Origin of the sequence: Micromonospora ureilytica (assembly GCF_015751765.1) — a bacterium.
GTDB classification, from domain to species: domain Bacteria; phylum Actinomycetota; class Actinomycetes; order Mycobacteriales; family Micromonosporaceae; genus Micromonospora; species Micromonospora ureilytica.
Window position 1 is genome coordinate 3,645,653 of record NZ_JADOTX010000001.1, and the last position, 23,607, is coordinate 3,669,259.

General features: G+C 66.9%; 18 protein-coding genes, 2 pseudogenes and 1 riboswitch. Of the genes and pseudogenes, 12 read left to right on the forward strand and 8 right to left on the reverse strand.

Going from position 1 to position 23,607, the window contains the following annotated elements:
- Positions 1 to 447: a PH domain-containing protein gene (locus IW248_RS16350; RefSeq protein WP_196927696.1), complete on the forward strand. Its 447-nt coding sequence runs from the start codon at positions 1 to 3 to the stop codon at positions 445 to 447.
- Between the two features lie 78 nt (positions 448 to 525).
- On the opposite strand, the gene IW248_RS16355 is transcribed toward IW248_RS16350, so the two are convergent.
- From IW248_RS16355 to IW248_RS16375, 5 genes are all read right to left on the reverse strand, one after another.
- Positions 526 to 1,152, reverse strand: a complete 627-nt coding sequence (locus IW248_RS16355; RefSeq protein WP_196927697.1) for a maleylpyruvate isomerase N-terminal domain-containing protein — start codon at positions 1,150 to 1,152, stop codon at positions 526 to 528.
- 200 nt (positions 1,153 to 1,352) lie between these two features.
- Positions 1,353 to 4,979: a methionine synthase gene (gene metH, locus IW248_RS16360; RefSeq protein WP_269155084.1), complete on the reverse strand. Its 3,627-nt coding sequence runs from the start codon at positions 4,977 to 4,979 to the stop codon at positions 1,353 to 1,355.
- Positions 4,980 to 4,995: 16 nt separating this feature from the next.
- Positions 4,996 to 5,071: riboswitch (S-adenosyl-L-homocysteine riboswitch) on the reverse strand.
- A 191-nt stretch (positions 5,072 to 5,262) separates the two neighbouring features.
- On the reverse strand, positions 5,263 to 5,436 hold the full coding sequence (locus IW248_RS16365) for a hypothetical protein (RefSeq protein ID WP_196927698.1): 174 nt from the start codon (positions 5,434 to 5,436) through the stop codon (positions 5,263 to 5,265).
- A 142-nt stretch (positions 5,437 to 5,578) separates the two neighbouring features.
- Entirely contained in the window at positions 5,579 to 7,177 is a 1,599-nt protein-coding gene (locus tag IW248_RS16370) for an MFS transporter (protein WP_196927699.1), read from the reverse strand.
- Between the two features lie 135 nt (positions 7,178 to 7,312).
- Positions 7,313 to 8,290, reverse strand: a complete 978-nt coding sequence (locus IW248_RS16375; RefSeq protein ID WP_307787995.1) for an NAD(P)/FAD-dependent oxidoreductase — start codon at positions 8,288 to 8,290, stop codon at positions 7,313 to 7,315.
- Positions 8,291 to 8,369: 79 nt separating this feature from the next.
- Between IW248_RS16375 and IW248_RS16380 the strand changes: the two genes are divergently transcribed.
- The 9 genes and pseudogenes from IW248_RS16380 to IW248_RS16420 form a co-directional block, all read left to right on the forward strand.
- The gene (locus tag IW248_RS16380; protein ID WP_196927701.1) at positions 8,370 to 8,972 is read left to right on the forward strand and encodes a helix-turn-helix domain-containing protein; all 603 of its coding nucleotides are present in this window, start codon (positions 8,370 to 8,372) and stop codon (positions 8,970 to 8,972) included.
- Positions 8,973 to 9,068: 96 nt separating this feature from the next.
- On the forward strand, positions 9,069 to 9,425 hold the full coding sequence (locus IW248_RS16385; protein WP_112620057.1) for a PadR family transcriptional regulator: 357 nt from the start codon (positions 9,069 to 9,071) through the stop codon (positions 9,423 to 9,425).
- Positions 9,422 to 10,378, forward strand: coding sequence for a hypothetical protein (locus IW248_RS16390; protein WP_196927702.1), 957 nt, complete (start codon positions 9,422 to 9,424; stop codon positions 10,376 to 10,378). The genes IW248_RS16385 and IW248_RS16390 overlap by 4 nt, the downstream gene beginning before the upstream one ends.
- Before the next feature lie 5 nt (positions 10,379 to 10,383).
- Positions 10,384 to 10,569, forward strand: a complete 186-nt coding sequence (locus IW248_RS16395) for a hypothetical protein (protein ID WP_196927703.1) — start codon at positions 10,384 to 10,386, stop codon at positions 10,567 to 10,569.
- 153 nt (positions 10,570 to 10,722) lie between these two features.
- Positions 10,723 to 10,947: a winged helix-turn-helix domain-containing protein gene (locus IW248_RS16400; RefSeq protein WP_196927704.1), complete on the forward strand. Its 225-nt coding sequence runs from the start codon at positions 10,723 to 10,725 to the stop codon at positions 10,945 to 10,947.
- A 292-nt stretch (positions 10,948 to 11,239) separates the two neighbouring features.
- On the forward strand, positions 11,240 to 11,539 hold the full coding sequence (locus IW248_RS16405) for a hypothetical protein (protein WP_196927705.1): 300 nt from the start codon (positions 11,240 to 11,242) through the stop codon (positions 11,537 to 11,539).
- A gap of 816 nt (positions 11,540 to 12,355) precedes the next feature.
- The gene (locus tag IW248_RS16410; RefSeq protein ID WP_196927706.1) at positions 12,356 to 12,739 is read left to right on the forward strand and encodes a hypothetical protein; all 384 of its coding nucleotides are present in this window, start codon (positions 12,356 to 12,358) and stop codon (positions 12,737 to 12,739) included.
- Between the two features lie 591 nt (positions 12,740 to 13,330).
- Complete coding sequence (locus IW248_RS16415) at positions 13,331 to 14,254, forward strand: AEC family transporter (protein WP_196927707.1); 924 nt, start codon at positions 13,331 to 13,333, stop codon at positions 14,252 to 14,254.
- 521 nt (positions 14,255 to 14,775) lie between these two features.
- A pseudogene (locus tag IW248_RS16420) lies at positions 14,776 to 14,928 on the forward strand (transposase); the annotation flags it as partial.
- Positions 14,929 to 15,062: 134 nt separating this feature from the next.
- Here IW248_RS16420 and IW248_RS16425 read toward each other — a convergent pair.
- The 3 genes and pseudogenes from IW248_RS16425 to IW248_RS33885 form a co-directional block, all read right to left on the reverse strand.
- Positions 15,063 to 16,310: a hypothetical protein gene (locus IW248_RS16425; protein ID WP_196927708.1), complete on the reverse strand. Its 1,248-nt coding sequence runs from the start codon at positions 16,308 to 16,310 to the stop codon at positions 15,063 to 15,065.
- Between the two features lie 331 nt (positions 16,311 to 16,641).
- Positions 16,642 to 17,166, reverse strand: a complete 525-nt coding sequence (locus IW248_RS33115) for a hypothetical protein (protein WP_307787999.1) — start codon at positions 17,164 to 17,166, stop codon at positions 16,642 to 16,644.
- 34 nt (positions 17,167 to 17,200) lie between these two features.
- A pseudogene (locus IW248_RS33885) lies at positions 17,201 to 17,503 on the reverse strand (low temperature requirement protein A); the annotation flags it as partial.
- On the opposite strand from IW248_RS33885, the gene IW248_RS16435 reads away from it, so the two are divergent.
- Together IW248_RS16435 and IW248_RS16440 are read left to right on the forward strand one after the other, a co-directional pair.
- Entirely contained in the window at positions 17,408 to 17,689 is a 282-nt protein-coding gene (locus tag IW248_RS16435; protein ID WP_196927709.1) for a hypothetical protein, read from the forward strand. The pseudogene IW248_RS33885 and the gene IW248_RS16435 sit on opposite strands and share 96 nt — an antisense overlap.
- Positions 17,690 to 19,099: 1,410 nt before the next feature.
- On the forward strand, positions 19,100 to 23,476 hold the full coding sequence (locus tag IW248_RS16440) for an nSTAND1 domain-containing NTPase (protein ID WP_196927710.1): 4,377 nt from the start codon (positions 19,100 to 19,102) through the stop codon (positions 23,474 to 23,476).
- Positions 23,477 to 23,607 lie beyond the last annotated feature (131 nt).

Below are 23,607 nucleotides of genomic sequence, written 5' to 3' on the forward strand. Positions count from 1 at the left end.
ATGCACCGCATCGTCATCAGGCCACGCATCCAGATCCCGGTCCTAGTCGCGATCTTCGCTGTATGGACCCTGCTGGGCGTCACGTACTTCACCTCCGGCGACGTACTGGCCTCGCGCGACTCGTTCGGCATCGTGCTGGGATGCCTACTCGTCACGAGCGGCCTGGCCGGGATCTGGCGGGCTCTTCGACTCGGCGTGGTAATCGGCGGAGAGGGTGTCCGTGTCCGCGGCTTCGACAGCCGTGACCAGGTCACATCATGGAGCGCGATCCAGTCGGTCGACTGCGTACAGATCGACGTACGGGGAGGCTTGCCGCTCTACGCTCCCGTCCTCCGTCTCGGCGATGACGCCATGCCGCTATCGGCGCTCGGCTCGTACTCACGGCAGGACGCCGAGCGAAAGGTCGAACAGCTGCGGAGCCTCAAGGCAAGCGCCGCGCGTTCCTGACCGAGACGCGGAGGCGGGCGCCCGACCAGCGGTAGATGAAGGCGCGCTGTCTCGGCGATCCGAGAGGGCCGCCGGCATTCAGAGGGCGGCGATCGAGGCGGGCGCTCGTTCTTGCCGAGCCAGTGCGCGTATAACGTCCAGGGAACCGTGTCGCCAGGCGGCGAGGCTGCTCAGCAGATGGATCGTCGCTTCGGCCGCTGCCACTGGTATCGACGGCGTCGGCAAGCTGAGGCCGACAGCTAGGTCGTCAACGTGCACGACCAGCTCCACGACTCGGGTCAACAGGAAGTCATCGACCCTCAGACCCCAGGCGCCGAGGTCCACGATGCGGTCGAGAGGTTGTGCTGGCACCACGGCCCGCAACTCGGTCAACGCGGCGTCGACGGTGTCCGCCAGGTCCGCGGCAGTCGTCGACGCGGCTGCCTGCTCGCTGCGGCGCCGGATGCCGATGTTGTCAGCGCTGTCAACGCCTGAAGTCACCCAGGTGTTGCCAGTGAAATGCTCCAGCACCGAGATCGCGGACTGTCCTGGCGCGGCGTCAAGGAATGCCACCGTCTGCATTATCTGGTAGGCAAGATGACGGGCCAGCCCGCCCGTCGAGAAGTCGGCCAACGCGCTGGGCGTGGACCACCGCTCGGCCAGTATCGGTTCGCGCAGCAGAGCTGCGGCGGTCGCGGCGGCGTCGAGGAAGGCAGGTCGGATCATCGAGTGCACGCTATGCCCCGCGGGCGTCTGTTGTCATGGGTACTCCTGCCTGCGAGGGAACTCGGTCCGGCTCTCGTGACCATGACGTTCGCCGACGAAAGCGCCGGTGGCACCGAGGTTCTGCTCACCAACTCGGCGCCGGCGCTGCCTCGTCACCGACCGCGCCACAGCGTGGCGCTCCCGCCCGGCAGGTACACCCGTCAGGACGGTTCATAGGCCAGATTGGGTCGCAGCCACCGCTCGGCCTCGGCGACGCTGATGGCGCGGCGGGCCGCGTAGTCTTCGATCTGGTCCTTGCCGATACGGCCCACTGTGAAGTACTTCGCGGCTGGGTTGGCGAAGATCAGCCCACTGACGCTGGCTGCCGGCGTCATCGCGAAGGACTCCGTCAGGCCAATGCCGAGCTCGGCGGCCTTCAGCAGGTCGAACAGTTCCCGCTTCTCGCTGTGGTCAGGGCTGGCGGGATAGCCGAGCGCCGGTCGGATGCCCCGGAAACGTTCGGCGTGCAGGTCGCCGAGGTCCGGCGTGGCGTCTGGTTCGAACCAGTCGCGGCGGGCCTTCAGGTGGATGTACTCGGCGAAGGCTTCGGCAAGTCTGTCGGCCAGCGCCTTGACCATGATTGCCCGGTAGTCGTCGTGCTGGGCCTCGTAGTGCGCGGCCAGGGAATCGGCGCCGTGGATGGTCACGGCGAAACCACCCAGGTGGTCACCGTCGGGGGCCACGTAGTCGGCCAGGCAACGGTTGTCGCGGCCGGCCGGTTTGACCGTCTGCTGGCGCAGCATCGGCAGGCGCACCCCGTTGCCGAGGACGATGTCGTCGCCCTCGGAGTGCGCGGGCCAGAAGCCGTAGACGCCTCGGGCCTGGAAAGAGCCGTCCTTCGTGATCTTGTCCAACAGTGTGTTGGCGTCGTCGTAGAGCTCGCGGGCGACCGGCTGATCCAGGATCGCCGGGAACTTGCCCTTGAGTTCCCAGGCCAGAAACAGGAACTGCCAGTCGATCATTTTGCGCAGCTCGGGGAGGGTGGGCTGGACCGTCCGCCGGCCGGTGAAGTCCGGGGTCGGCAGATCGCTGAAGTCGACCTCCTCGCAGTTGGCGCGAGCCTCAGCCAAGCCCAGCATCGGCTGGGAGCGCCGGTTGGCATGCGCCTCGCGCAACTGCTCCTGCTCGACGCGGTTGGCGCGGTCCAGCTCGCGGGCCCGGCCATCGTCGAGCAGGTCGGACACCACGCCGACGACCCGGGACGCGTCGAGCACGTGCACGGTTGTGCCGTCGTATGAGGGGGCGATGCGGACGGCGGTGTGTTGACGCGATGTCGTGGCCCCGCCGATCAGCAGGGGCACCTTGAGGCCGCGGCGCTGCATCTCGGCGCCAACTGTGACCATCTCGTCCAGTGATGGCGTGATCAGGCCGGACAGGCCGATGGCGTCGGCGCCCTCGGCGACGGCCACGTCCAGAATCCGGCCGGCCGGAACCATCACGCCCAGGTCGATGACCTCGTAGCTGTTGCAGCCCAGGACCACGCCGACGATGTTCTTGCCGATGTCATGCACATCGCCCTTCACGGTCGCCAGCACGACCTTGCCCTGCCCGCGGCCCGGGTCGATCCGGCCCTCCAGTCGGGCCTGCTCCTTCTCGGCTTCCATGAACGGTTCGAGGTAGGCGACCGAGCGCTTCATCACCCGGGCGCTCTTGACCACCTGCGGCAGGAACATCTTGCCGGCGCCGAACAGGTCGCCGACGATCTTCATTCCGTTCATCAGCGGGCCCTCGATGACATCGAGGGGTCGGGCGAGGCCCTGCCGGGCCTCCTCCGTGTCCTGTTCGATGAAGTCGACGATGCCGTGGACCAGCGCGTACGACAGCCGCTCGTGCACCGGCGCTTCGCGCCAGGACAGGTCGACCGCACGCTTCGTGCCGGAGCCGGTAACGGTCGACGCGAAGGTAACCAGGCGGTCGGTGGCGTCCGGCCGCCGGTCGAAGATCACGTCCTCGACGAGTTCGACGAGGTCGGCGGGGATATCGGCGTACACGGCGAGCTGGCCGGCATTGACGATGCCCATGTCCAGCCCGGCGCGGACGGCGTGCAACAGGAACGCGGAGTGCATGGCCTCGCGAACCACGTCATTGCCTCGGAAGGAGAATGACAGGTTGGAGATGCCGCCGCTGGTGCGGGCACCCGGGCAGCGCGCCTTGATCAGCGGGAGGGCGTCGATGAACGCCTTCGCGTATCCGTTGTGCTCGGCGATGCCGGTGGCGACCGCGAGGACGTTCGGGTCGAAGATGATGTCCTCCGGCGCGAACCCGACCTGCTCGACGAGCAGATCGTAGGCCCGGCCGCAGATGGACACCTTGCGTTCGGTGGTGTCGGCCTGGCCGTGTTCGTCGAAGGCCATCACCACCACGCCGGCGCCGTAGTCGTGGATCCGGCGGGCCTGAGCCAGGAATGACTCAGTGCCCTCCTTGAGGCTGATCGAGTTGACCACGCCCTTGCCCTGCACGCACTTGAGGCCCGCTTCGAGGACCGTCCACCTCGAACTGTCAATCATCACCGGGATCCGGGCGACCTCCGGCTCGGTGGCGATGAGGTTGAGGAAGGTCGTCATGGCGCGCTCGCTGTCGAGCAGGTCCGCGTCCATGTTGACGTCGAGCAGGTTGGCGCCGCCGCGGACCTGCTCGAGGGCCACGTCGACCGCGCCCTGATAGTTGTCCGACTCGATGAGCCGGCGGAACTTGGCCGAGCCGGTGACGTTGGTGCGCTCACCGATCATCACGAACCCGGTGTCCGGTCCGATCGCGAACGGCTCCAACCCACTGAACCGGGTGGTTTCCGGAAGGGCGGCAACCGTCCGTGGCGGTGTGCCGGCCACGGCGGCGACGATCCGGGCGATGTGGTCCGGTGAGGTGCCGCAGCAGCCGCCGACGATGTTGAGCAAGCCGGACGCGGCAAACTCGCCGAGCAGGCCGGCGGTCTCCTCCGGCGTCTGGTCGTAGCCGCCGAAAGCGTTCGGCAGACCGGCGTTGGGGTGACACGCCACGTAGGTTCCGGCGATCTTGGAAAGCTCCTCGACGTGCGGACGCATCTCGGCCGCGCCCAGCGAGCAGTTCACGCCGACGACCAGCGGATCGGCCCGCTCTATCGAGCGCCAGAAAGCCTCCACGGTCTGCCCCGAGAGGGTCCGGCCGCTGAGGTCGACGATGGTCACGGAGATCCACAGCGGCAGCTGGGGCACGACCTCACGGGCTGCGGCGATTGCGGCTTTCGCGTTCAACGTGTCGAAGATCGTCTCGATCAGGAGCAGGTCGACACCGCCCTCGGCCAGGGCCGAGATCTGCTCCGCGTACGCCGCGCGCACTTCGTCGAAGTCGACGGCGCGATACGCCGGGTCCTCCACCCGCGGCGACAGCGACAGCGTCACGTTCAGCGGTCCGACTGAGCCGGCCACGAACCGGCCACCGAACTCGTCCGCCGCCTGCCGGGCCAGGCGCGCACCCTGAACGTTCATCTCACGAACCAGTGACTGGAGCCCGTAGTCGGCCTGGCCGATGCTCGTCGCCGTGAAGGTATTGGTGGTGGTGATGTCGGCGCCGGCGGCCAGATACCGCCGGTGGACGTCCAGAATGACGTCCGGCCGGGTGAGGTTGAGCAGGTCGGGATCACCGGCGACGTCCAACGGATGGTCGACGAGCAGGTCGCCTCGATAGTCCGCGGCGGTGAGCTTCGCGCCCTGCAACATCGTTCCCCAGGCACCGTCCAGCACCAGAACACGCTGCGACATCAGCTGCCGCAGCGACGATGCGGCGCTTCCCTGGTTTGCTAACGCACTCAAAGCAGCCCGCCTCCGAAGCTCGGAAGCGCCCTTGTCGATGAAACGAAGGCCGAGCGTGGCGGGCTTCGCCCGTCGCAGCGCCTCTCGACCTTACCGGCAGATATTACCCCGACCCGCCTGCCTGGACGTCCCGGTGGCACCTCGGCGTCTGGCTGTGGCAGGCCGGCGGACCTTCAGATCATGACGAGCACCTGCCCTCCCCGGTGGGCTGCTCTGATCACGCCTGGATGCGGACACCGTGGACGGCACGACCTCGCATACCGTTGGGCGCAGTTCGACGGATCTATGCCGGCTCTCGCACACCGCCTGCGTTGCCACCGTCGTCCGGCGTCGGTTCGGCCGGGGCTTCGGGCAGTTCGTCCTGAGCGCCGGGCAGAAGGACGCTCGCGTCGTCGGGCACCGGTTCACGCGGGTCGATGGGCGGATACTGTTCGGGGTCGAGATCCGGTCCAGTCATCAGGCGAGTATCCGTCGTCTTCCGGACCTCCGCTCGTCGGGCCTGCGAGCCGGGCAGCCTTCCCCTTGCCTTAGTACTCCAGCCCCGGTGACGGTTCACCTCCGGACGGCGGCGGGTTTACCTGGGGCTGGGGGACGCACAGTCAGCCCATGTTTTGGTCGTCGGTGCCTGCGTCATTCGGTTGGACGCGGGTGTTCGTCCAGACGATCAGCGACGCGATCAGCAGGAGGATCGAGCCCACCAGGAAGGCGTGGGTGATTCCTTCGGTGAAGGTCGCCTGCAACAGTGCCCGCCCCACGGCCTCGGGGTCGCCAGGAAGCGCTGTGGTGATCGGGCCGACCACCTGCTCGGTGCGCTGCCCGGCGAAGTGCAGGGACACGCTGCTGAGTACGGCGAGGCCGACTGATCCACCGAGTTGCTGGGCGGCGTTGAACAGGCCGGAGCCGACGCCGGTGTCCTGCGGTGCCAACCGGTGGAGCGAGGCCGGGGTGAGGCCGGCCAGCACCATTCCCATACCCACGGCCATGGTGATCAGGTACGGGAACACCTGGCCCCAGTAGCTGACATTCCCGCCGACCGTGGTGCCGCCGGTGGCGGCCAGCGCCGCGGCGGCCGGGCTGTCGTCCACCGAAAGCCGTGAGAACATCGCCATCGAGAAGGCGGCCAGCAGGGTGCCGATGCCGGCAATGATCCGCGGCTGGATCCGCGTCATCGTCCTGCCCGCCACGGTCGCCGTCACCACGATCCCGAGCGCGAACGGCAGGAAGGCAATGCCGGTCCGCAGCGGCGAGTAGCCGAGGATCTGCTGAACGAACAGGGTCAGGAAGTAGAACATGGCGAACATCGAAGCCATGGCCAGCGTCAGGGCCAGGTAGCCACCGGCCCGGACCCGGTTGCGGAAGATCCGCAGAGGCAGCAACGGATGGGCTGCGCGCCGCTCGATCAGCACGAAGATGACGAGCATGGCCACGCTGACGGCCAGGGTCCCTATCGTCGCCGGGTCGTCCCAGCCATGCCCCTCACCGGGCCTGGTGAGCCCGTAGACCAGACCGACGATACCCAGCGAACCGGTGATGGTTCCCGGAACGTCGACGAGCCCGCGCCGACGGGGCGACTCACGCAGCAGCTCCGGGGCCAGCACGGCGATTGCCAGCGCGATCGGGACGTTCAACAAGAAGGTCAGGCGCCAGCCGTCCAGCTCGATTCCGACGAAGCTGTCCATGCTGGTCAGCCAGCCGCCGATGATCAGGCCGATCCCGGCGCCGGCGCCGGACATCGCGGCGTAGACGCCGAAGGCGCGGTTGCGCGCCGCACCCAGCGGGAAGGTCGTGGTGACCAGGGCCAGGGCGGCGGGAGCGATGAGCGCGGCGCTGCTTCCCTGCAGGATGCGCACGCCGAGCAGGAGTGGCCCGTTCGCGGCGAGACCGCCGAGCACCGATGCGACGGCGAAGCCCACCATGCCGGTCACGAGCATCCGCCGGTAGCCGAACATGTCACCGAGCCGGCCACCGAGCAGCAGCAGCCCACCGAAGAACAGCGCGTAGCCGATGGTGAGCCAGGTGAGACCGGCGCCGGACATGTCGAGGTCCGCGCCGATGAAGGGCAGCGCGATGGTGACGATCGAGCCGTCCAGCACGATCAGCAGTTGGGTGACCGAGATGAGCGCGAGCGCCCAGCCAAGGTGCCGTGTCACCGGCAACTGCTGCGCCTCGGCAACCTCAGGAGGGTTCGTGTTGGTCATGGGTTCCTTCCTTGTGGTGCCCGCCGGAGATCGGCCCTGCGCGGCGCGGCGAGGGCCGCCGGCTGCGCGCTGGGCCAACCCCGGCTTCGGGTCGGACAGTGGTGCCGACCTTCGGTCAGCTTCGGGTCGTGCTGGTCACGAGGCGCCTGCGCTCGGGCGGCGGTGGCGCTCGACCGCCGTGCGGGTGTCCTCGGCGACGAGGTCGGCGTTGAGGTGCTGTCCGGCGGTCGCTCCGGCGGCCGCGGCCGCCCCGACCTGCGCGGTCAGGTCGGTGACGTTCCCGGCCAGCCACACCCCGGGCACCTGGCTACGGCCGAACTGGTCGGCGGGCAGGTGGTGCCCCATACCGCTGGGGTGTTCCACGGCGTGCAGTCCGAGTTCGCTGAGGAAACCGGCGCGCGCCTCCATCCGGGTCGCCACCGCGATGACCTCCCGCGACACCACGCGGCCGTCGGCCATCCGCAGCCCGGTCAGATCCCCATCGACGGCCTCGGCGGCCGCCACCTCCCCGGTCACCACCTCAATGCCGAGGGCGGCGAACTGCTCCTGCTGCTCCTCGGTGAGCTCGCTGTGGTGGCTGAAATAGACCAGGTCGTCGCTGAGCTGGCGGAACAACAGGGCGTGGTGCACCGACGGCGCGCCGGTGGCCAGGATGCCGATGGCCCGTCCGCGCACCTCGTAGCCGTGGCAGTACGGGCAGTGCACGACGTCGTGCCCCCATTGCGGCGCCAGCCCGGCCACGTCGGGCAGCACATCGACCAGGCCGGTCGCGACCAACAGACGACGAGCCCGCAACCGCGTTCCATCGGCGAGCGTGACGACGAACCTGTCGGCGTCACGACGGGCACCACTGACCTCGCCGGTGAGAATCTCCCCGCCGTAGCCGCAGACCTCGTCGCGGCCCGCCGCCAGCAACTCGCCGGGCGCGGTGCCCTCCCTGGCGAGCAGTCCGTGCACTCCGGCCGCAGGGGCGTTGCGCGGCTGACCTGCGTCGATGACGACAACCGAGCGCAGGGAACGGGCGAGAATCAACGCTCCGCTCAGCCCGGCGGCACCACCACCGATGATCACAACATCCACCGCTCGCGCGGCCCGTTCTCCGAAGTCCTTCACTTCGATCACCTCCGGGCACGACAGTGCGCGGCAGCCGGCGGAACGACAACTTCCTTCCCAGTTATGGCAACATCGGGGGATGTTCGATGACATGGAGGAGGCCATCGCCGCCGCCGGCCCCCGGCTGCAACAGCTGCGGCGCAGCCACCGCCTCACCCTCACCGACGTGGCCGAGAGAACCGGCATCTCGAAGAGCACCCTGTCGCGGCTGGAATCGGGCCAACGACGCGCCAGCCTCGAACTGCTGCTCCCGCTCGCGAAGATCTACCAGGTCACGCTGGACAACCTCGTCAACGCCCCTGCGAGCGGCGACCCGCGGATCAACCTCCGTCCGGTCAGACGTGACGGGGCGACCCTGCTCCCGCTCACACGCCGACCGGGTGGCATCCAGGCGTTCAAAATTGTGCTTGAGGCGGGCGGATCGGACACGCCGGACCTCCGCACGCATGAGGGTTACGAGTGGCTCTACGTCCTCAACGGCCGCTTACGCCTCATGCTGGGCGGTCACGACCTCGTCCTCCGTCCCGGCGAGGCCGCCGAGTTCGACACCCGCACCCCCCATTGGTTCGGAACGCTCGACGGTGAAGGGGCCGAGTTCCTCAGCCTGTTCGGCCAGCAGGGTGAGCAGGTCCACTTCCGGGCGAGACCGAAGACGCCACGACGCCAGGACAGCGCCGGATGACGGAGGATGGCGACCCTGACGGGCAGTGACACCCCGCGCACCAAGCGGAAGACTCGACCTTGACGGATACGTCGACCATCTGCTTATGTTGATGACATGACTAAACCCTCCGCGCCGATGCGCGAGCCCACATATTTCATCCTCGCCGCGTTGCAGGACGAACCGTTGCACGGCTACGCCATCGTCAAACGCGCGCAGGAGTTGTCCGACGGGCGAGTGCGGTTGACGACCGGCACGTTGTACGCCGCGCTGGACCGGCTCAACGGTGAGGAGATGGTGCGGGTGGCCGAGGAGACGGTGGTCAACGGTCGCGCCCGTCGCACGTACGAGCTGACCGAGCGTGGGTTGTCCGCACTACACGAGGAGGCGGCGCGGCTGATCGCTGCGGCTCGGGTCGTTCGAGACCGCTCAGTACGGTCGACGGCCGCGACGGTTCGGACGGCACCGGCATGACCGGCCTGGAGCGCCGCTACCGGTGGCTGCTACGCGCGTACCCGCGGGCCTACCGGCAGTACCGCGCCGACGAGATGCTGGAAACGCTGCTGGTCGCAGGCGAGACGGACCGGAGGCATCCGAGGCTTCGGGAGTCCCTCGCACTCGTGGTGGGAGGTCTGCGGGTCCGCTCCGGTGTAGACCGGCTCCGCTCCCGGGACACCTTGCGACACTCCGCCCTGCGATCGACCACACTGTCCCTGCTCGTGTGCGGCGTTGCCCTTACGGCCCTGCCCCTCACGTGGCGCGTATGGCTGCTGTTGCCGGGTAATTCCGCCAACTTTCTGTATGAGCGAAGCTCGGTCACGCCCGCACTACTGCTTCTCGCGCTGGTCGCCGCAGTGTGGGCTCGCTACCGCCTCGCACTCCCCCTAACCATTGGTGCCTTCGGCTGGGATATCTGGTACTCCGCAGCGAATGACCTGAGGTACGCGGTAGAGCCATGGGCAAGGTACGACGATGCTTTGGGGCTCCGGACAGGTCTCTACCTGATCATGCAAATTTCTACGTGGGTATGCTTGTTAGCCGTTCTAACAATGCTGCCACTACTCCGAGCGCGCCAACCACGGGCCACGCGACCATGGACCTGGCTTGTCGGCGCCACGATGACCATAACGGCCATAACGCCCAACCCGCTCAATGGCTGGGCGGATGGGTTGACCCTACCGGTCATCGTGGCCACCGGGCTGGTGGCGGCCCTCGTGGGCGCGGCGTTCGATGTGCGGGTATCGATCGCGGCAAGCGCGGTCCTTCTGGCGCTGATGCTGCCGATGCTGGCCTATCAGCCGACCAATTGGACGCTCTACGGTTGGAACTCGAACCCGCGAAATTTGCTCCTCGAAGTCGTGGTCGGAATTTTCGCAGTCAACGTCACGGTCAGCAGAATGGCCGCCCGCCGGCAAGTCGCCCTCTGACGGCGATGTCGCTCCCGTTCGGTGCCAAGCCGCAGCGCACCCGGAACAGGCTGGAGGCCCTGCTGCGCCGGATGGCGGCCGGGCTGCCCCGGGTGAACCGGATCACCGACGTCTACAACGCGGTCTCGATCACCCACGGCATCCCGTCGGCGGTGAGGACCTGCCCCACTACGCGGGCTCACCACGGCTGATCAGAGCCGCCGGCACCGAGCCTTCGACACCGTCACCAGAAGCAACTTAGAACGCAATGTGCGCAGGGGGTCAACAGTCAACGCACATACCGTTGTAAGTCGAACCCAGGGTGTGACCCGCTTGCACCAGCCGCCAAGCTGAGAGCACCACCTGTGTCTGAAGCCGCCTACCAACAGGTCGCGCGTGATATCCGCGAGCAGATCAGCTGCGGCCAGTTGAAGCCGGGCGACAAGCTGCCGTCCTTCGCCGCCCTGTGCGAGCACTACGACGTGAGCAACACCGTCATCCGCGCCGCCATGCTCATCTTGAAAGCCGAGGGGTTGATTGATGGCCGGCAGGGCAAGGGCGTGTACGTCACGAACCAGCAGCCTGGGTAGCCGAAGCGCTGGGACAACAGCCGGACGGACAGGGAACGGCCTCGCCGAATGAGCTTCGCGAACCCTCTGCATCACTGAGGGTGCAATACGGGCACGAGCCGAGCGTAGGTGCCCAGAAGAACTGATGCTCGGGGTGGGTTGGGCAGTGCCGCGCATATTCCGGATCTTGCCGCCGTTCGGGTGCCACGTTGGCAGTGTCCACCTTGGCGGCTAGTCCAGCTCGGCGGATCGCGGGGCCGGCTTGGCTTCGGGCGGATACCCGCTCGGCCTGGCACCCGCGTAGGCTCCATAGATGCCGGACATCTCTCCTCGACTCCGACGCCGCATCGACGCCGACTTTCCCCACCACGCCGACGTGGTCGTGGGCAGGCTGCACAGCCTCGATCAACTAGTCGCGGACTCTCGTCAGAACCCGGAACGGATGTTTGCAGCGGTGGTACGCCTCGCTCAGGGCCGACTCGACAAGCTCGACGATGCTTCAAGTCTGGCCAGAGAGGACTGGCGTGATCTCTTAGTCGGAGCTGACTTCGGAAACGAAGACTGGCCCGCCCGCCTCTCCGACTGGCTCAGCGCTCCCGGAGCCAACCGGTGACAGCGCCCGTCGTGGCCGGCGGACCCCTCGCTTGTAAGGCGCACCTGGCCATGGTGGCAGCGTCGTCACCGTCCAAGACGTCCAGGATGACGCCTTGATCCGTACGAGCGAGTCCGCCGACGTCTCCGGCTGCCATCGTTGGTGGCCGCTTGAGGACGTTTGACGGTGTCTTGTCCCCCCTGTGCCCCGCCCGCCGGCACGGCGTGGTTAGCGGCCGGCACCGGCATCCGATGGCGAGGGGATCGACGTGGCGTTGACCAAGAAAGGCTCTCGGCTCGTCACGGTCGACGGCGTCGTCTACAGGTGGCGAGTGCGCGGAAGACCAACCTATGCCCAAGCGCTCGGTGAGCGACCACTCGCTTTCGCCGTTGAGCAAGCCGACTGCAAGGGCAGCGTACTGCTCGTTAGCATGCCCCAGGACCACCCGAGCAACTGGACCGGCGGCCCGTCGATCCCCGTTCTTCCATCGGAGGTCGCGGCAGTCATTCGCAAGGCACTGGGCGAGGGATGGCGACCTAGCCAGCCGGCGGCGGCCTTTCGCACGACTGCGCCCGACGCATCGCAAGAGCCCCCGACCCCTTGACCCCCAGGCAACCAACACAGCCGTCCGACCTGCTCCCCCACGACGAGTGAGCTGCAAGAACGGTCCTCCTGTGTCCACGCCCGTCCGGCGAAGTCCGTCCCCGTCGTCAATCGGTTAGTCACCCGGCCCCCTCGGGACCCGTGCCGCCGACCTGGCGTTGCCCCCTGCCCGGCGGCCCGCGACCGACATCGCCGTCGCATGCCGCTCGACGTGGCCTGGGTACTGTCGTCCGCGTGGACCGGCATCAACTGATCGCTCTGCTGGCGGGCGGGGGCAGCGCATATGCGATGTGTCGAGATGCGCTCCACGACGGCGCAGACTTCACCATCGCGAACGGTGCCATGCCCGCAACCCACTTCGCCCGGATCTATGACCGCCGCAAGCGGCACTGCCAAGAGCGTGGTATCGCCACGCTCGGCTTCCGTCAAGGCGTCGAACGTCTGCAAAATGCGAGGAATCACGCTGTACGCCTGGGCTGGGTCAAGGTCGCGAATCCGGACTACCACTTCCAACTCTTCCTGACCGAAGACCTGTCTGCGGTGATTGCCTGCATCGGAGTTGACCAAGCGCATCAGGTTCGCCGAGACGACGGCCCGGAACTGACCTCTTCGGTGTGAAACAGGACGCCGTAGTGACTCTGACCTAGGGAAACGTAAAGCCGCAGGTAGGGGTGGGTGCAGTTGAGCGCCGTTCGATGCCGTTGGACGCAGTTCAAGGCCGTTCAGGGCATCCCGCTGTTCCCAACCTGCTCCCCTAGGTCGGGCTCGCACCGCGCCGTCGGCCGATCGTGAGCTGCCGGTCCAATGCTTTCGTTGGCGACAGCGCTGGCTCCCACAGCCGCATCGGACGATCGGAACACGCGCACCACAGCCGCGCCTCGTCAGCGGCAGATGTGCACGTTGGGTTGACGCCGTGACATTGCGGATGAGCGGGATGTTTGCCCAGTCCGGACGGGATGCGAGGCTGAACGCGTGGCTTCCGGATCGACGTACACGTGGACAACCCCGGCTACCCGGCGGCTTGGTACGCACCTTGAACGCGTCGGTGTATCCAGAGACCGGCGGAGTGTCACGGTACCGGGCTCACCCTGCGCAGGTCGATGACATCCTCGCCCAGGTGAAGATTGTCGCCGGGTTTCTCGACTCGTCGACCCCGGAGGCCCGCCAGTCCCTCAGCCGGCGCGACGCCCGTCCGCCGGTAACGGCCGTATGAGTTTGGTGTCGGCGTTCGCACCGATCTGGATCCTTACCGCGGTCGGCTACGCGGCCTGTCGTTGGGGCCTGCTGGGCGAGGAGGTGGCGTCGGTGCTCGGCCGGTTCGTGTTTCAACTCGCGATGCCGTCCGCCCTGTTCCTAGCCCTGTCCCGAATGCCGCTTTCCGGGTTCGCCGGCCGCTCGCTGCTCGCCTTTGGCGTGAGCACGGCCGCGGTCGTCGGGCTCGGGTGGGTCGGCGCGAGCTGGCTGTTCGGTCGCGAGCCCGGCGAACGGCCGATCTGGGGCATGGCCGCCGGGTACGTAAACTCGGCGAACCTCGGCATCCCGATCGCAACGCAGATTCTCGGCAACGTGTCGTTCCTGGCGGAGGTGGTGCTGCTGCAGGTGCTGGTGGTGACGCCCGTGATCCTGGTCGCCCTGGACCGGCACAGCGACCCGGCCGGGCGGGTACGGGTCCGCCGTATCGCCTCCCTGCCAGTACGCAACCCTGTGATCCTGGCGTCCCTGCTCGGTGTCGCGTGCTCGGCAACCGGCCTGCATCTGCCGTCGATGGCCGACGCGTCGCTCACCCTGCTGTCGGGCTCCGCCGTTCCGGCCGCCCTGGTCGCGCTCGGCGCGTCGATGCACGGCCCGGCGCCGTCCCGGGCCGAACCGGCCGCGCTGGCCGGGCTGGCCGTGATCACCGCGCTGAAGCTCGTCACACAGCCGGTCATCGCGTACGCGGCCGGGCTGGCCTTGCACCTATCCGCGCCGCAGTTGCTCGCCGTGGTGGTGTGCGCAGGCCTGCCGACAGCGCAGAACACGTTCATCTTCGGCCAGGAGTACGGCGTCGGCGAGGCGGTTGCCAACCGGGCGGTGGTGGTGACCACGACGCTGTCGCTGGCCACCCTGGCCGCGGCGGTGGCGCTGCTCGGGTAGGTCCGTCAGCTGACTCGACCAGCAATCCTGGTGAGTCACGCCGACCATGGCGCTGGCCGGCCAGGTCTGCAGCCACGATCATCGCCTGATGATGCGGCGGGCGAACTCGATGCCGTAGTGGCCGTGAGAGTGTACGGACGGCTGGTGCACCACGTCGGCGGCAGATCAGTGCGTCGGGTGAGCGGTCGCAGCCACCCCTTCTTCGGTTCAGCGAACAAATGCCCTACGACTGTTGCCAACCCGCCGACGCCGGCGAGCGAAATGGTGTTCGTCAGCGTCGACGACATGGCCTACCGTCGTCGGATGGCCTTCCCTAGGCACCCGCCATTGCCGTCCGACGTCGACCCGTTCGACACCGAGAAATGCGGACGGCACTACCTCCTCGACGGCAACGCACACACTTCCCCGGGCGCACCGATACGGACTCGTCCGAAGGCACCGCTCCGGATTCCGATGGCGGCATTGTCCCCGACGCCAAGGCAGAGGAGTTCGCCCGCTGGTAGACGACCGGTCGAACGCAGGCCGCGCACCTGGACGTCCAGGTCGAGGCGTTCCGCAACCGGCCTCTCGATGCCGCCCACTACCCGTTCGTGCGAATGGACGCGTTGACGATAAAGGTCCGCGAGCACGGCCGGAGGGTCAGCGTTCAAGCGCTCGTCGCGGTCGGGGTCAATGAACCGCAACCTGCCGCCCTCGTCTGGGGTGACCTTCTCCCCAACCGGCTTTAGCCTGGCGATGAGGCGATCACCTTGCATAAGCGCCCCGGTGGGCCGTCCGGATTCCGACGGCCCACCGGGGGTACGACGGGTCAGAGGCGGCCGGCCGGTTCCGGGCGCGCGTCCGGCTTGATCAGCGCCGGGAGCTTGCGCTCGAATCGGTTGAAGAGATTCATCGACGGCAGGATGGGCCGGATGCCCGTGGCCTGCTGGGCGATCTGGGCGCCCCAGACCGAGGCCCGCAGGCGCTGGTTCGGGGTGCCGTGGTGGCTGGGGTCGTCGAAGAAGCAGTCGCCGACCTCGTAGAACGTCTGTTGCGCCTGGTGGATTTGGACGCCGTTGAAGTTGAGCCCGCGCGGGTGGGTGACGAAGTAGGTGCCGAAGCCGTCGGCCATCAGTTCGGTGCGGCGGGTCGCCTCGGCGCCGGTCAGCGGGCTGTCGAACAGGCCCTGTTCGAATTGAACGTGGTGGGCCATCTCGTGGGCGAGGATCGCGCGCGCGCCGGCTGTTCCCAGTCCGAGTGCGCCGATAGCGGTGAGCATGCCCTCGCCGAAGACGACCTTGTCCGGGACGTCACGCAGCAGCGGGTCGGCCTCACCCTCGGCGGTGAAGGCGAAGGCGTTCAGGGTGAAGATCGGGTTGCGTCCTCCGTCGAGCGCGGGGACGGAGCCGATGATGGCCATGATCTCGGCGGCGGCTGCTGCCGCCTGATCCTCGTCCAGTCCCCAGATGAAGGCGACCATCCGAGCTACTCGCGTGGGATCCTGCAGCATGTCGTTCTGCATGGCCATGAGCTTGACGTCGAACAGGTTGACGTCCCAGAACTGCTGTGCGTCCTTGAAGGTCCGCTTCAACGTGCTCTTGTGGCTGGCGGGTAGGCCGTAGTCCGCCTCGTTGTTGGGCTGGCCGTAGATGAGCGCGTCGTAGGCCGCGTAGTCCAGGACGCCAAAGATGAGCAGGACCAGCAGGGTGTCCAGGTCGACGCCTTCGAGCAGGCCCAGTGTGTACGTGGTGAACTGGGTGTCCTGGCACTGGTAGAGCGACGGGTCGATCGCATCCGCGACCAACTCCTGCGCGAGGGACGGATTCAGGCCCATCCTCTCCCGCTTGTCGGCAAGCATGGCCTGCCAGTTGTCCGGTAGCAGCGCGGCGATGGCGGCGATGCGTGCCTGGGTCTCCGGGTCCGCGGCGGCGCGGGCGGTCGCGAAGTCGAACCGCGGCGGGGCGACGATGCCCCCGCCTGCGCTGACGCTCGCGGGGGGCGCCGCGTGGACGGGCCCCGGGGTCAGTCCCAGGCCGAGGACGATTGCCGCCAGCAGTGCGGGTATCCGTCGCCTCATGCACGCTCCTCGTTGTCCTGCGAGCCTCAGGTGGTAGGCCTCGATCAACCATTTCGTAGCGGCATTGAAACACATGGGTGGATAGTTGCGCACCCTCCGAAATCAGCTCGTCCCGCAGTCGAAGAGTGCGGGCACTCACACCTCCGGCCGCAGATAGAGCTGGGCGGCTTACTCAGGCAGTACGGCTGCATCTCTCGATCTCGCAGCGGGGATGGATCCCACTGACCGCCAGTAAAGCCGGAGACTGGAGACACAGATAAGCGGCTGCGCCGTCCGGTAGACCGTTCAGGTCGTGGGCGCCGTCTTGGTTCGACAGTTTCTTCCGTCGGCATCACATCGCCTTGCCGAGGTGAACGAAGCAGGCGAGGCACGCCTTGCACGCCGCAGATGCGGTGACCCCCTCATCGTCGGTTGCCGTGGCACCCACGCCCACGGATGTGGAGGTGGGTCGGCCGTACGTGTCGTAGGCGTCGATTCGGGAGTCGTAGCGGTTGCCGTTGACGAAACGCGGTGCGGCTGTGATCTTGCCCTTGCCGTTGGGCAGAGTGTCGTACACCCAGTTGCTACGCAGAGCGCCGGTGACGGAGCCGTCGCGCATGCTGATCTTGCGGCCGAGCTCGTCGTAGGTGTAGGCCGTGGTAGCGGTGCCCGTGCCGGTGCCGACTTGAATTTTGGTGGTTCCGATGTTGCCGGCGGCGTCGTAGGTGGTTTCGGTAGTGCCCTTGTCGGGGTCGATGGCCATGATCGGGCGGCCGCGCAGGTCGTAGGTGGAGGACCAGACGTTGGCGCCGGTCGCATCTGTGAGGGTCTTGGCCTGTCCGAGCAGGGTGTAGGACCGCGACAGCTGCCGCAGCAACCCCGAGGGGCGGCAGGCCGACCATGATCGGCGCCATGGCCGCGAGGACGAAGATCCCGATCGGCCGCGGCCAGGACACCCGCGCGAAGGCCACGTACTCGAATACCGAGCGCCCGGCGAGGTAGAGCGCAGGCCCACCGAGGATGGCCCCGACCCAGGCGGGTTTCGCGTCTCCGGATGGATCTAGGAGGACGAGTTCGGAGCCGGCTGAGCTGGCGAGGATGCCGGACACCATGAGCAGGTGCGCGAACTCGGCCAACCGACCGAGCCGGGCAGGATCGGCGGATGCCGCGATGGCCTCGCCCAGGATTTGGCCGGCTCGATCGTGCTCGGCCACCAGCCACCCGCCACCGACACCCAGCACTGGCTCGACACGGCAGTGTCGCTGCTGATGTATCGCGTCATCTACGAGGTGAGCGACCCGGTCGTCGACCTCGGCCCCCCCACCCGGCGACGACGACGATCGCAAAGCTTGGCACCGAAGCCTCACCTCGGACCTCCGCAAGACGCGGTACTGACCTAGCGGCCTGGCGGTGCTGCAACCGTTGGACACGGTCGAGGCCGCTCGTGGCCGCAGTCCTCCGCGCGATGGCGCATTTCCCGGCGCCCGTCGCCCGGATGCTGCGCCGGTAACACGTGAAGCGGCCCCGCCTTCCTCCGGGGAACGCGGGGCCGTGTTGCCTTTTCTCACGTGATGCACTCCGCCGGCTAAGTGCGGCCGGGCGCTACCCGTGGTAGGAGGTTGAGTGGCTAGGGGCAGTGGGACGCATGTGATGCAGAGATCTCGATCCGGATGACGTTGGGCCATGACGAGCTGAAGGGCCGGTCCTGCCAGGGGCAGAACGGGAGTATTCCCCCGTCGGCGAACTTCACGACTCCGGACCAACTGCCTGTGGAAAGCCCGTAGCCCTTTGAGTTCAGGTTGTAACCTCCGCTACACAGTCGGCTCCAGTCGAGAATCTCCGTGCGGGCCGAGTTCCAGTAGTAGTAGTGCAGGGCCCGGCTCTCCGACTGACACGACTGGGCCTCGAATGAGGCTGCGGGAGCTGCCGACGCGGCCGGCGCCGACGCGACGGTGAGCCCAAAGGCGGCGGTAATCGCCACCGCGATGGCGGCCAAACGCGTCGATAGAGATTTACTGAGTTGCATTAAAAGATCCCCCGATTTCTGTATGGAACGCAAGTGTGCCACCTGTCGTAGGTTGCCGGAAGATTAGCTCATGCCCGGCGCTGTCCTTTGGGGTCAATCTTGGTGAGCTTTCGTTCGGGCTGGGTGCGGCGACAGGGGGTGAACGACCGCCGAAATGTGACATGACAGCTCCAACTGGTGGACTCGGATTGCCGGCCGTAGGCGGACCCGATGAGTCAGAAATGCCGGCTGCTCACCTGGCCAGGCCCGACGGTGATCTCACGACCATGCCATGCGAAGAACCCGTCACCATGAAACCTGGACGTCCATGGACGCCCAATATCGAGGCTTGATCCTCAACCGAGGCCTCGCCTGGGACTGGTCGCGCAACTGTTGGTCGGCCCTCGTCTCGACCGATCCATGCCGAGCCGGTGCGATGCGGCCCGCTTGTCCAGGAATCTCGGCCTACTGTCGTAGTCGCGACTCATGCGCCGACACTGGGATCCATTTGAACTCACGGACAGCGACGCCACACGTCCTCATCGCCGGCCCGCCATCATTTCCGCGAGCCATACCAGTCTTCGAGCCCGCAGCCCCGTGCGGCCTTCGACGCTGACAGGTCCTGCGCAAACCAGGCTCCCGTCTGCTGCCGTACCGCGTCCCGCGAACTCGCCTCCGCCGGGACAGGACACTGCCATCGGGTACCTCAAGCCGTCGGTCTGCTCCGACCGCGAACGTCACGCCAGGGTCAACCGTCGCCGAGGAAGCTTGTCCTGCCACGGATCGGTAGACGAGACTTGCATTCGTGTCCGACGATGTGACTGTGCCGCACGACCTTGCTGCGGTGCGCACTTTGCAGGATCTCTTGGACGAGTTGAACCGGCTACGTATCAACGCCGCTCGCCACCGTGGCAAGGTACGTCTTTCGCTGCAGGATCTCGAGGTGGCCAGCGGCATACCGAAGAGCAGTCTGGCGAACTATCTGACCGGACGTACGCTGATGCCGGCCGACGTGCTGGATCGCCTGGTGGTCGCTCTGGGGGTTGACGCAGCGCAGGTACGCCAGTGGGCTGAGGCGTGGGAGCGGATCATGGATGCCCAGCTGCAAGCGGGCACCCAGGCCGTGCGGAATCGTCATGGAGACACGACCACCGGCACCCGGCGCGACCCCTCGACGGGAGCGGGGAATGCCGGTGGCGGCACGGGTGGGCGGGATGGGGGTGGAACCGCTGCGGCGCTACGTGAGATCACCGCATTGCAGAGCGTGGCGGCAACGGCAGTCGGTCTCGGTCAGGATCAGCACGCGGAGTTTGTCGCCGGCCTTGAGGGCCTGGCCAAGGACCTGGCGGAGTTCGGTCTCATGGTCGGCGATGTACGCGCACTCACCGCTCGTCTCCAAAGTGACCTTCATCGGCAGGCTGCCGATCGCCGCGATGACCGCGACCACCACCTCCGGCACGCCGCCCAGTTGCGGCTGATCCGGGATGGGCTCCAGGTCATCGAGCAGCGGACCCGCCCTCAGCAGGACACTGATCGCGTCTTTGACAGGGATCACCCCCCGTACCGTGGTCTGTGGCCGTTCCAGGAGGACCAGGCGGGCGTGTTCTATGGGCGGGAGCGCCTGACCGCCGAGCTGACCGGGCGAGTGGAGCAACGGCTCTCCGGTGTCGGGATGCTTGTGGTGACAGGCGCCTCTGGGGCAGGAAAGTCGTCCCTGGTACGTGCCGGACTGTTGCCTGCGATGGACCGGGGTCAGCTGGCCGTGGCGGGCTCGACGGACTGGCCTCGTCTGATCATCACGCCCGGCACGGCAGCGATCGACGAGCTGGTGATCCAGCTGGCCACGCTTGCCGGGGTGGACGCCGCGTCGCTTCGCCTTACGATCAGCCAGCGGCCGACGGAGGCGCGGCTATTGGCCCGACAGGCGGTGCTGGCGCACGCGGCCCGGTTACCCATCGAGCGCCGGGAGGCATGCCGGGCGGGTGGCCGACTCGTGCTCGTCGTGGACCAGTTCGAAGAGCTGTTCACGCTCGCCGACGACCCCGGCGACGCGCAGCAGCGCCGACAGGCATACATCGATGCCCTGGTGGCCATCGCCACGGCGGATTCCGCGACGGGCCATCCACCCGGTCTGGTACTGCTAACCATCCGTGGTGATTTCCTCGACCGGTGCGCCGTGTATCCCGAGCTGGTTCCGGTGTTACAGGACGGCCAGTTCGTGGTCGGGCCGATGAGCGTGCCGGAGTTACGGCGTGCGATCACCGGTCCGGCCGTGGCCTGCGGAGTTCAGGTGGAGGACGGTCTACCCGAGGAGATCCTGGCGGAGTTGCGGACCCTGCCCGAAGCCGCTCAGATCGCCACCGGAGCGTTGCCATTGCTGTCCCAGACCATGCTGCTGACATGGCAACGGTGTGAGTCCAACCGGCTCACTCGCCGCGGATACGGTGCCACCGGAGGAGTGAGCGAGGTCATCGCGACAAGCGCGGAGGACGTATACAACCGTCTGACCGGACCGGAGCGGGAAATCACTCGGCAGCTGTTCGAGCGGATGACCACTGTCGGCGCCGACGGTGCACCGGCCCGGCGACAGCTCCTCCGTGCGGAACTGTTTGCCGTCGTTGCCGACGCAAAGCACCGTGGACGGGTGGAGTCCGTACTCGACGCCTTCACGGCGAAGCGGCTCGTCGTCGCCAACATCGAGTCGATTGAAATCGCCCACGACGTGGTGTTGCTCGCCTGGCCTCGGTTGCGCAAGTGGCTCGAGGGCGATCGCAACGATCGGCTCATCCACGCGCAACTCCGACAGGATGCGGCCACCTGGCAGGCACGCGACCACGATGCCTCATTCCTCTATCGCGGAGCCCAACTCGCCATGGTGCGCCGTGCCACCGCGGATTGGAGCGCGGTTGCCGGCCCGCGCCTTGCCTTGACCCTCGCGGAGCAGAGCTTCCTCGCCGCCAGCGACCGCCATGCGAGACGGATCAGCAGGATTCGGCAGTCCATCACGGCGGGCCTGGTCACTCTTGCCCTGGCTGCCTGTATCGGAGCTGTCGCCTCGGTCACTTACGCGGTGAACGCCGACCGTCAACGCGCTGTGGCACTGTCCCGCCAACTCGCGGCGCAGAGTCAAAGCATCCACCAGCATGACCCGGTGACGGCCCGGCGACTCGCGTTGTCGGCGTGGGCCGTCGCTCCGACCGACGAGGCTCGCAGCAGCATGAATTCACTCATCACCGAGCAGAGCTCCACCCTCATCGGTCACGTCTCGCCGGTCTACTCCGTGGTGTTCAGCCCTGATGGAAGGAAGATCGCCGCGGGCGGTCGCGACGGCACGATTCGACTGTGGGACGTCGCCACCCATCGTCCCGTCGGCGCACCCATGACCGGTCACAGCGAGCGGATCTACGCCATGGCGTTCAGTCCAGATGGAAAATTTCTGGCCAGCGCCGCCGGCTTCGGGGGCGACACCAAGTTGTGGAACCTTGCCACCGGCGATGTCGCTGATATTCCTCGCGGCGCTCCGGAAGGAGGAAGGATCACCACGATGTCGTTCAGCCCGGACAGCAGGCTTCTAGCGACCACCAGCAGTTCCAGGGGCCAGCTTTGGGACGTGTCCACCGGCCGCTTCCGTTGGGTGTCAAAGGAAGAGTCGGCGTACATCGCGGTGACGTTCGGCCCTGACGGAAGATTGTTAGCCGTTCCGCGTAGCAGTGGAAAAGTCCTTGTTTCGGCGCCGGATCGCACGAAAGAGCCTCGTGATGAGATTGTTACCCACTCCGCCGAGGAATACCAATCAGCGTGGTTCAGCCCAAACGGTGACCGCCTAGCCGTTGTAGCTGGCGACGGCCACGTGCAGTTGTGGGACATACCGAAAAAAGAACGTATCGGCAAGCCGTTTAACCGTCATGTGAACCAGTACCCGCCGATGGCGCTCAGTCCGGACGGCAAATTCCTGATAACCGCCGCCACCGACAGCACGGCCCAGGTGTGGGACACCGCCACCCAGACGCCCCTGGATGGTTCCTTGTCGGGCCATACGGACACCATCAGGGCGGCAGCGTTCAGCCCAGACGGTGCGCTTTTGGCAACAGCAAGCGACGACGAGACAGTGCGATTGTGGAACCCAGCCACTCTCGATCCAGCCGCAGGCCCGCTGGCCAACACCTCGTACTTGGCCAACTCCCTGGGCTTCAGCGCGGGCGGGAAACTTCTGAGCGCTGATCTGGGCGAGGAGGCAGTGCGACTCCGGCGTCCATTGAGCGGCGACAGCAATGGTGGACGGCAGACCGGCGACACTACAAGCCACTATGAAACCGGGCTCCGCCCGGAAAGAGTCCTGACGAATGACATCCATCAAATAGCAATCAGCCCCGATGGTCTCCTACTGGCCATCCTGACGAGCGACAAAGTCCAGGTGTTCGACACCGCTACCGGCATCCGGATGGGCAAGCCCACCCAGCTACCGCCGGGATTCGCTTCCGGCCCCATCGCGTTCAGTCCTGACCGGAAGCTTCTGGCCGTCGCGAGGGGCAGCGGCTTACATCTCATTTCCCTGACCGGCACTGACCCAAGCAACATACCCTTACCCAATCACGTACATACCATTTTGTCGGTGACATTTAGTCCTGACGGGAGACTGCTCGCGTCCGCGGGACCGGACGGGACGGTCCGACTTTGGGATCCGATCACACGTCAGGCCGTTGGCGCTCCGCTCACCGGACATACGAACGAAGCGACCACTGTGGCGTTCAGCCCTGACGGGAGACTGCTCGCGTCCGCGGGATCGGACGGGACGGTCCGACTATGGGACCCGATCACACGTCAGGCCGTTGGCGCTCCGCTCACCGGACATACCGGTGCCGTGACCGCCATGACGTTCAGCCCGGACGGCAGGCTCCTGGCCACTGCCGGTGACGACAGGACCTTACGGCTGTGGACCACAGCCACCTGGCAACCGGTGAGCACGCCGTTGACCGGCCACACCGCGGCAGTCGTGGCAGTTGCCTTCAGCCCCGACAGCTCAACCGTCGCCACCGCGAGCATGGACACGACGATACGGCTCTGGCACCCCGCCCACTACGTCGAGCCCGTCGAATACATCTGCAGCATCGTAGGACCCCCAACCAGCACGGAGTGGAGAGGATTCGCCCCGGGTGAACCTCTCCCGAGAGTGTGCGCATAGCACTCGAAATTCTTGAGGTCCGGCGCTTCAGGCGCGGTCAGAGAGACCTATGGCGGCTCGCAGGTCGACGCGAACGCGCTGCCCTGGCATCCGTCCTCGTAGGACATGAAGAGCACGGTGCCGCCCCGACG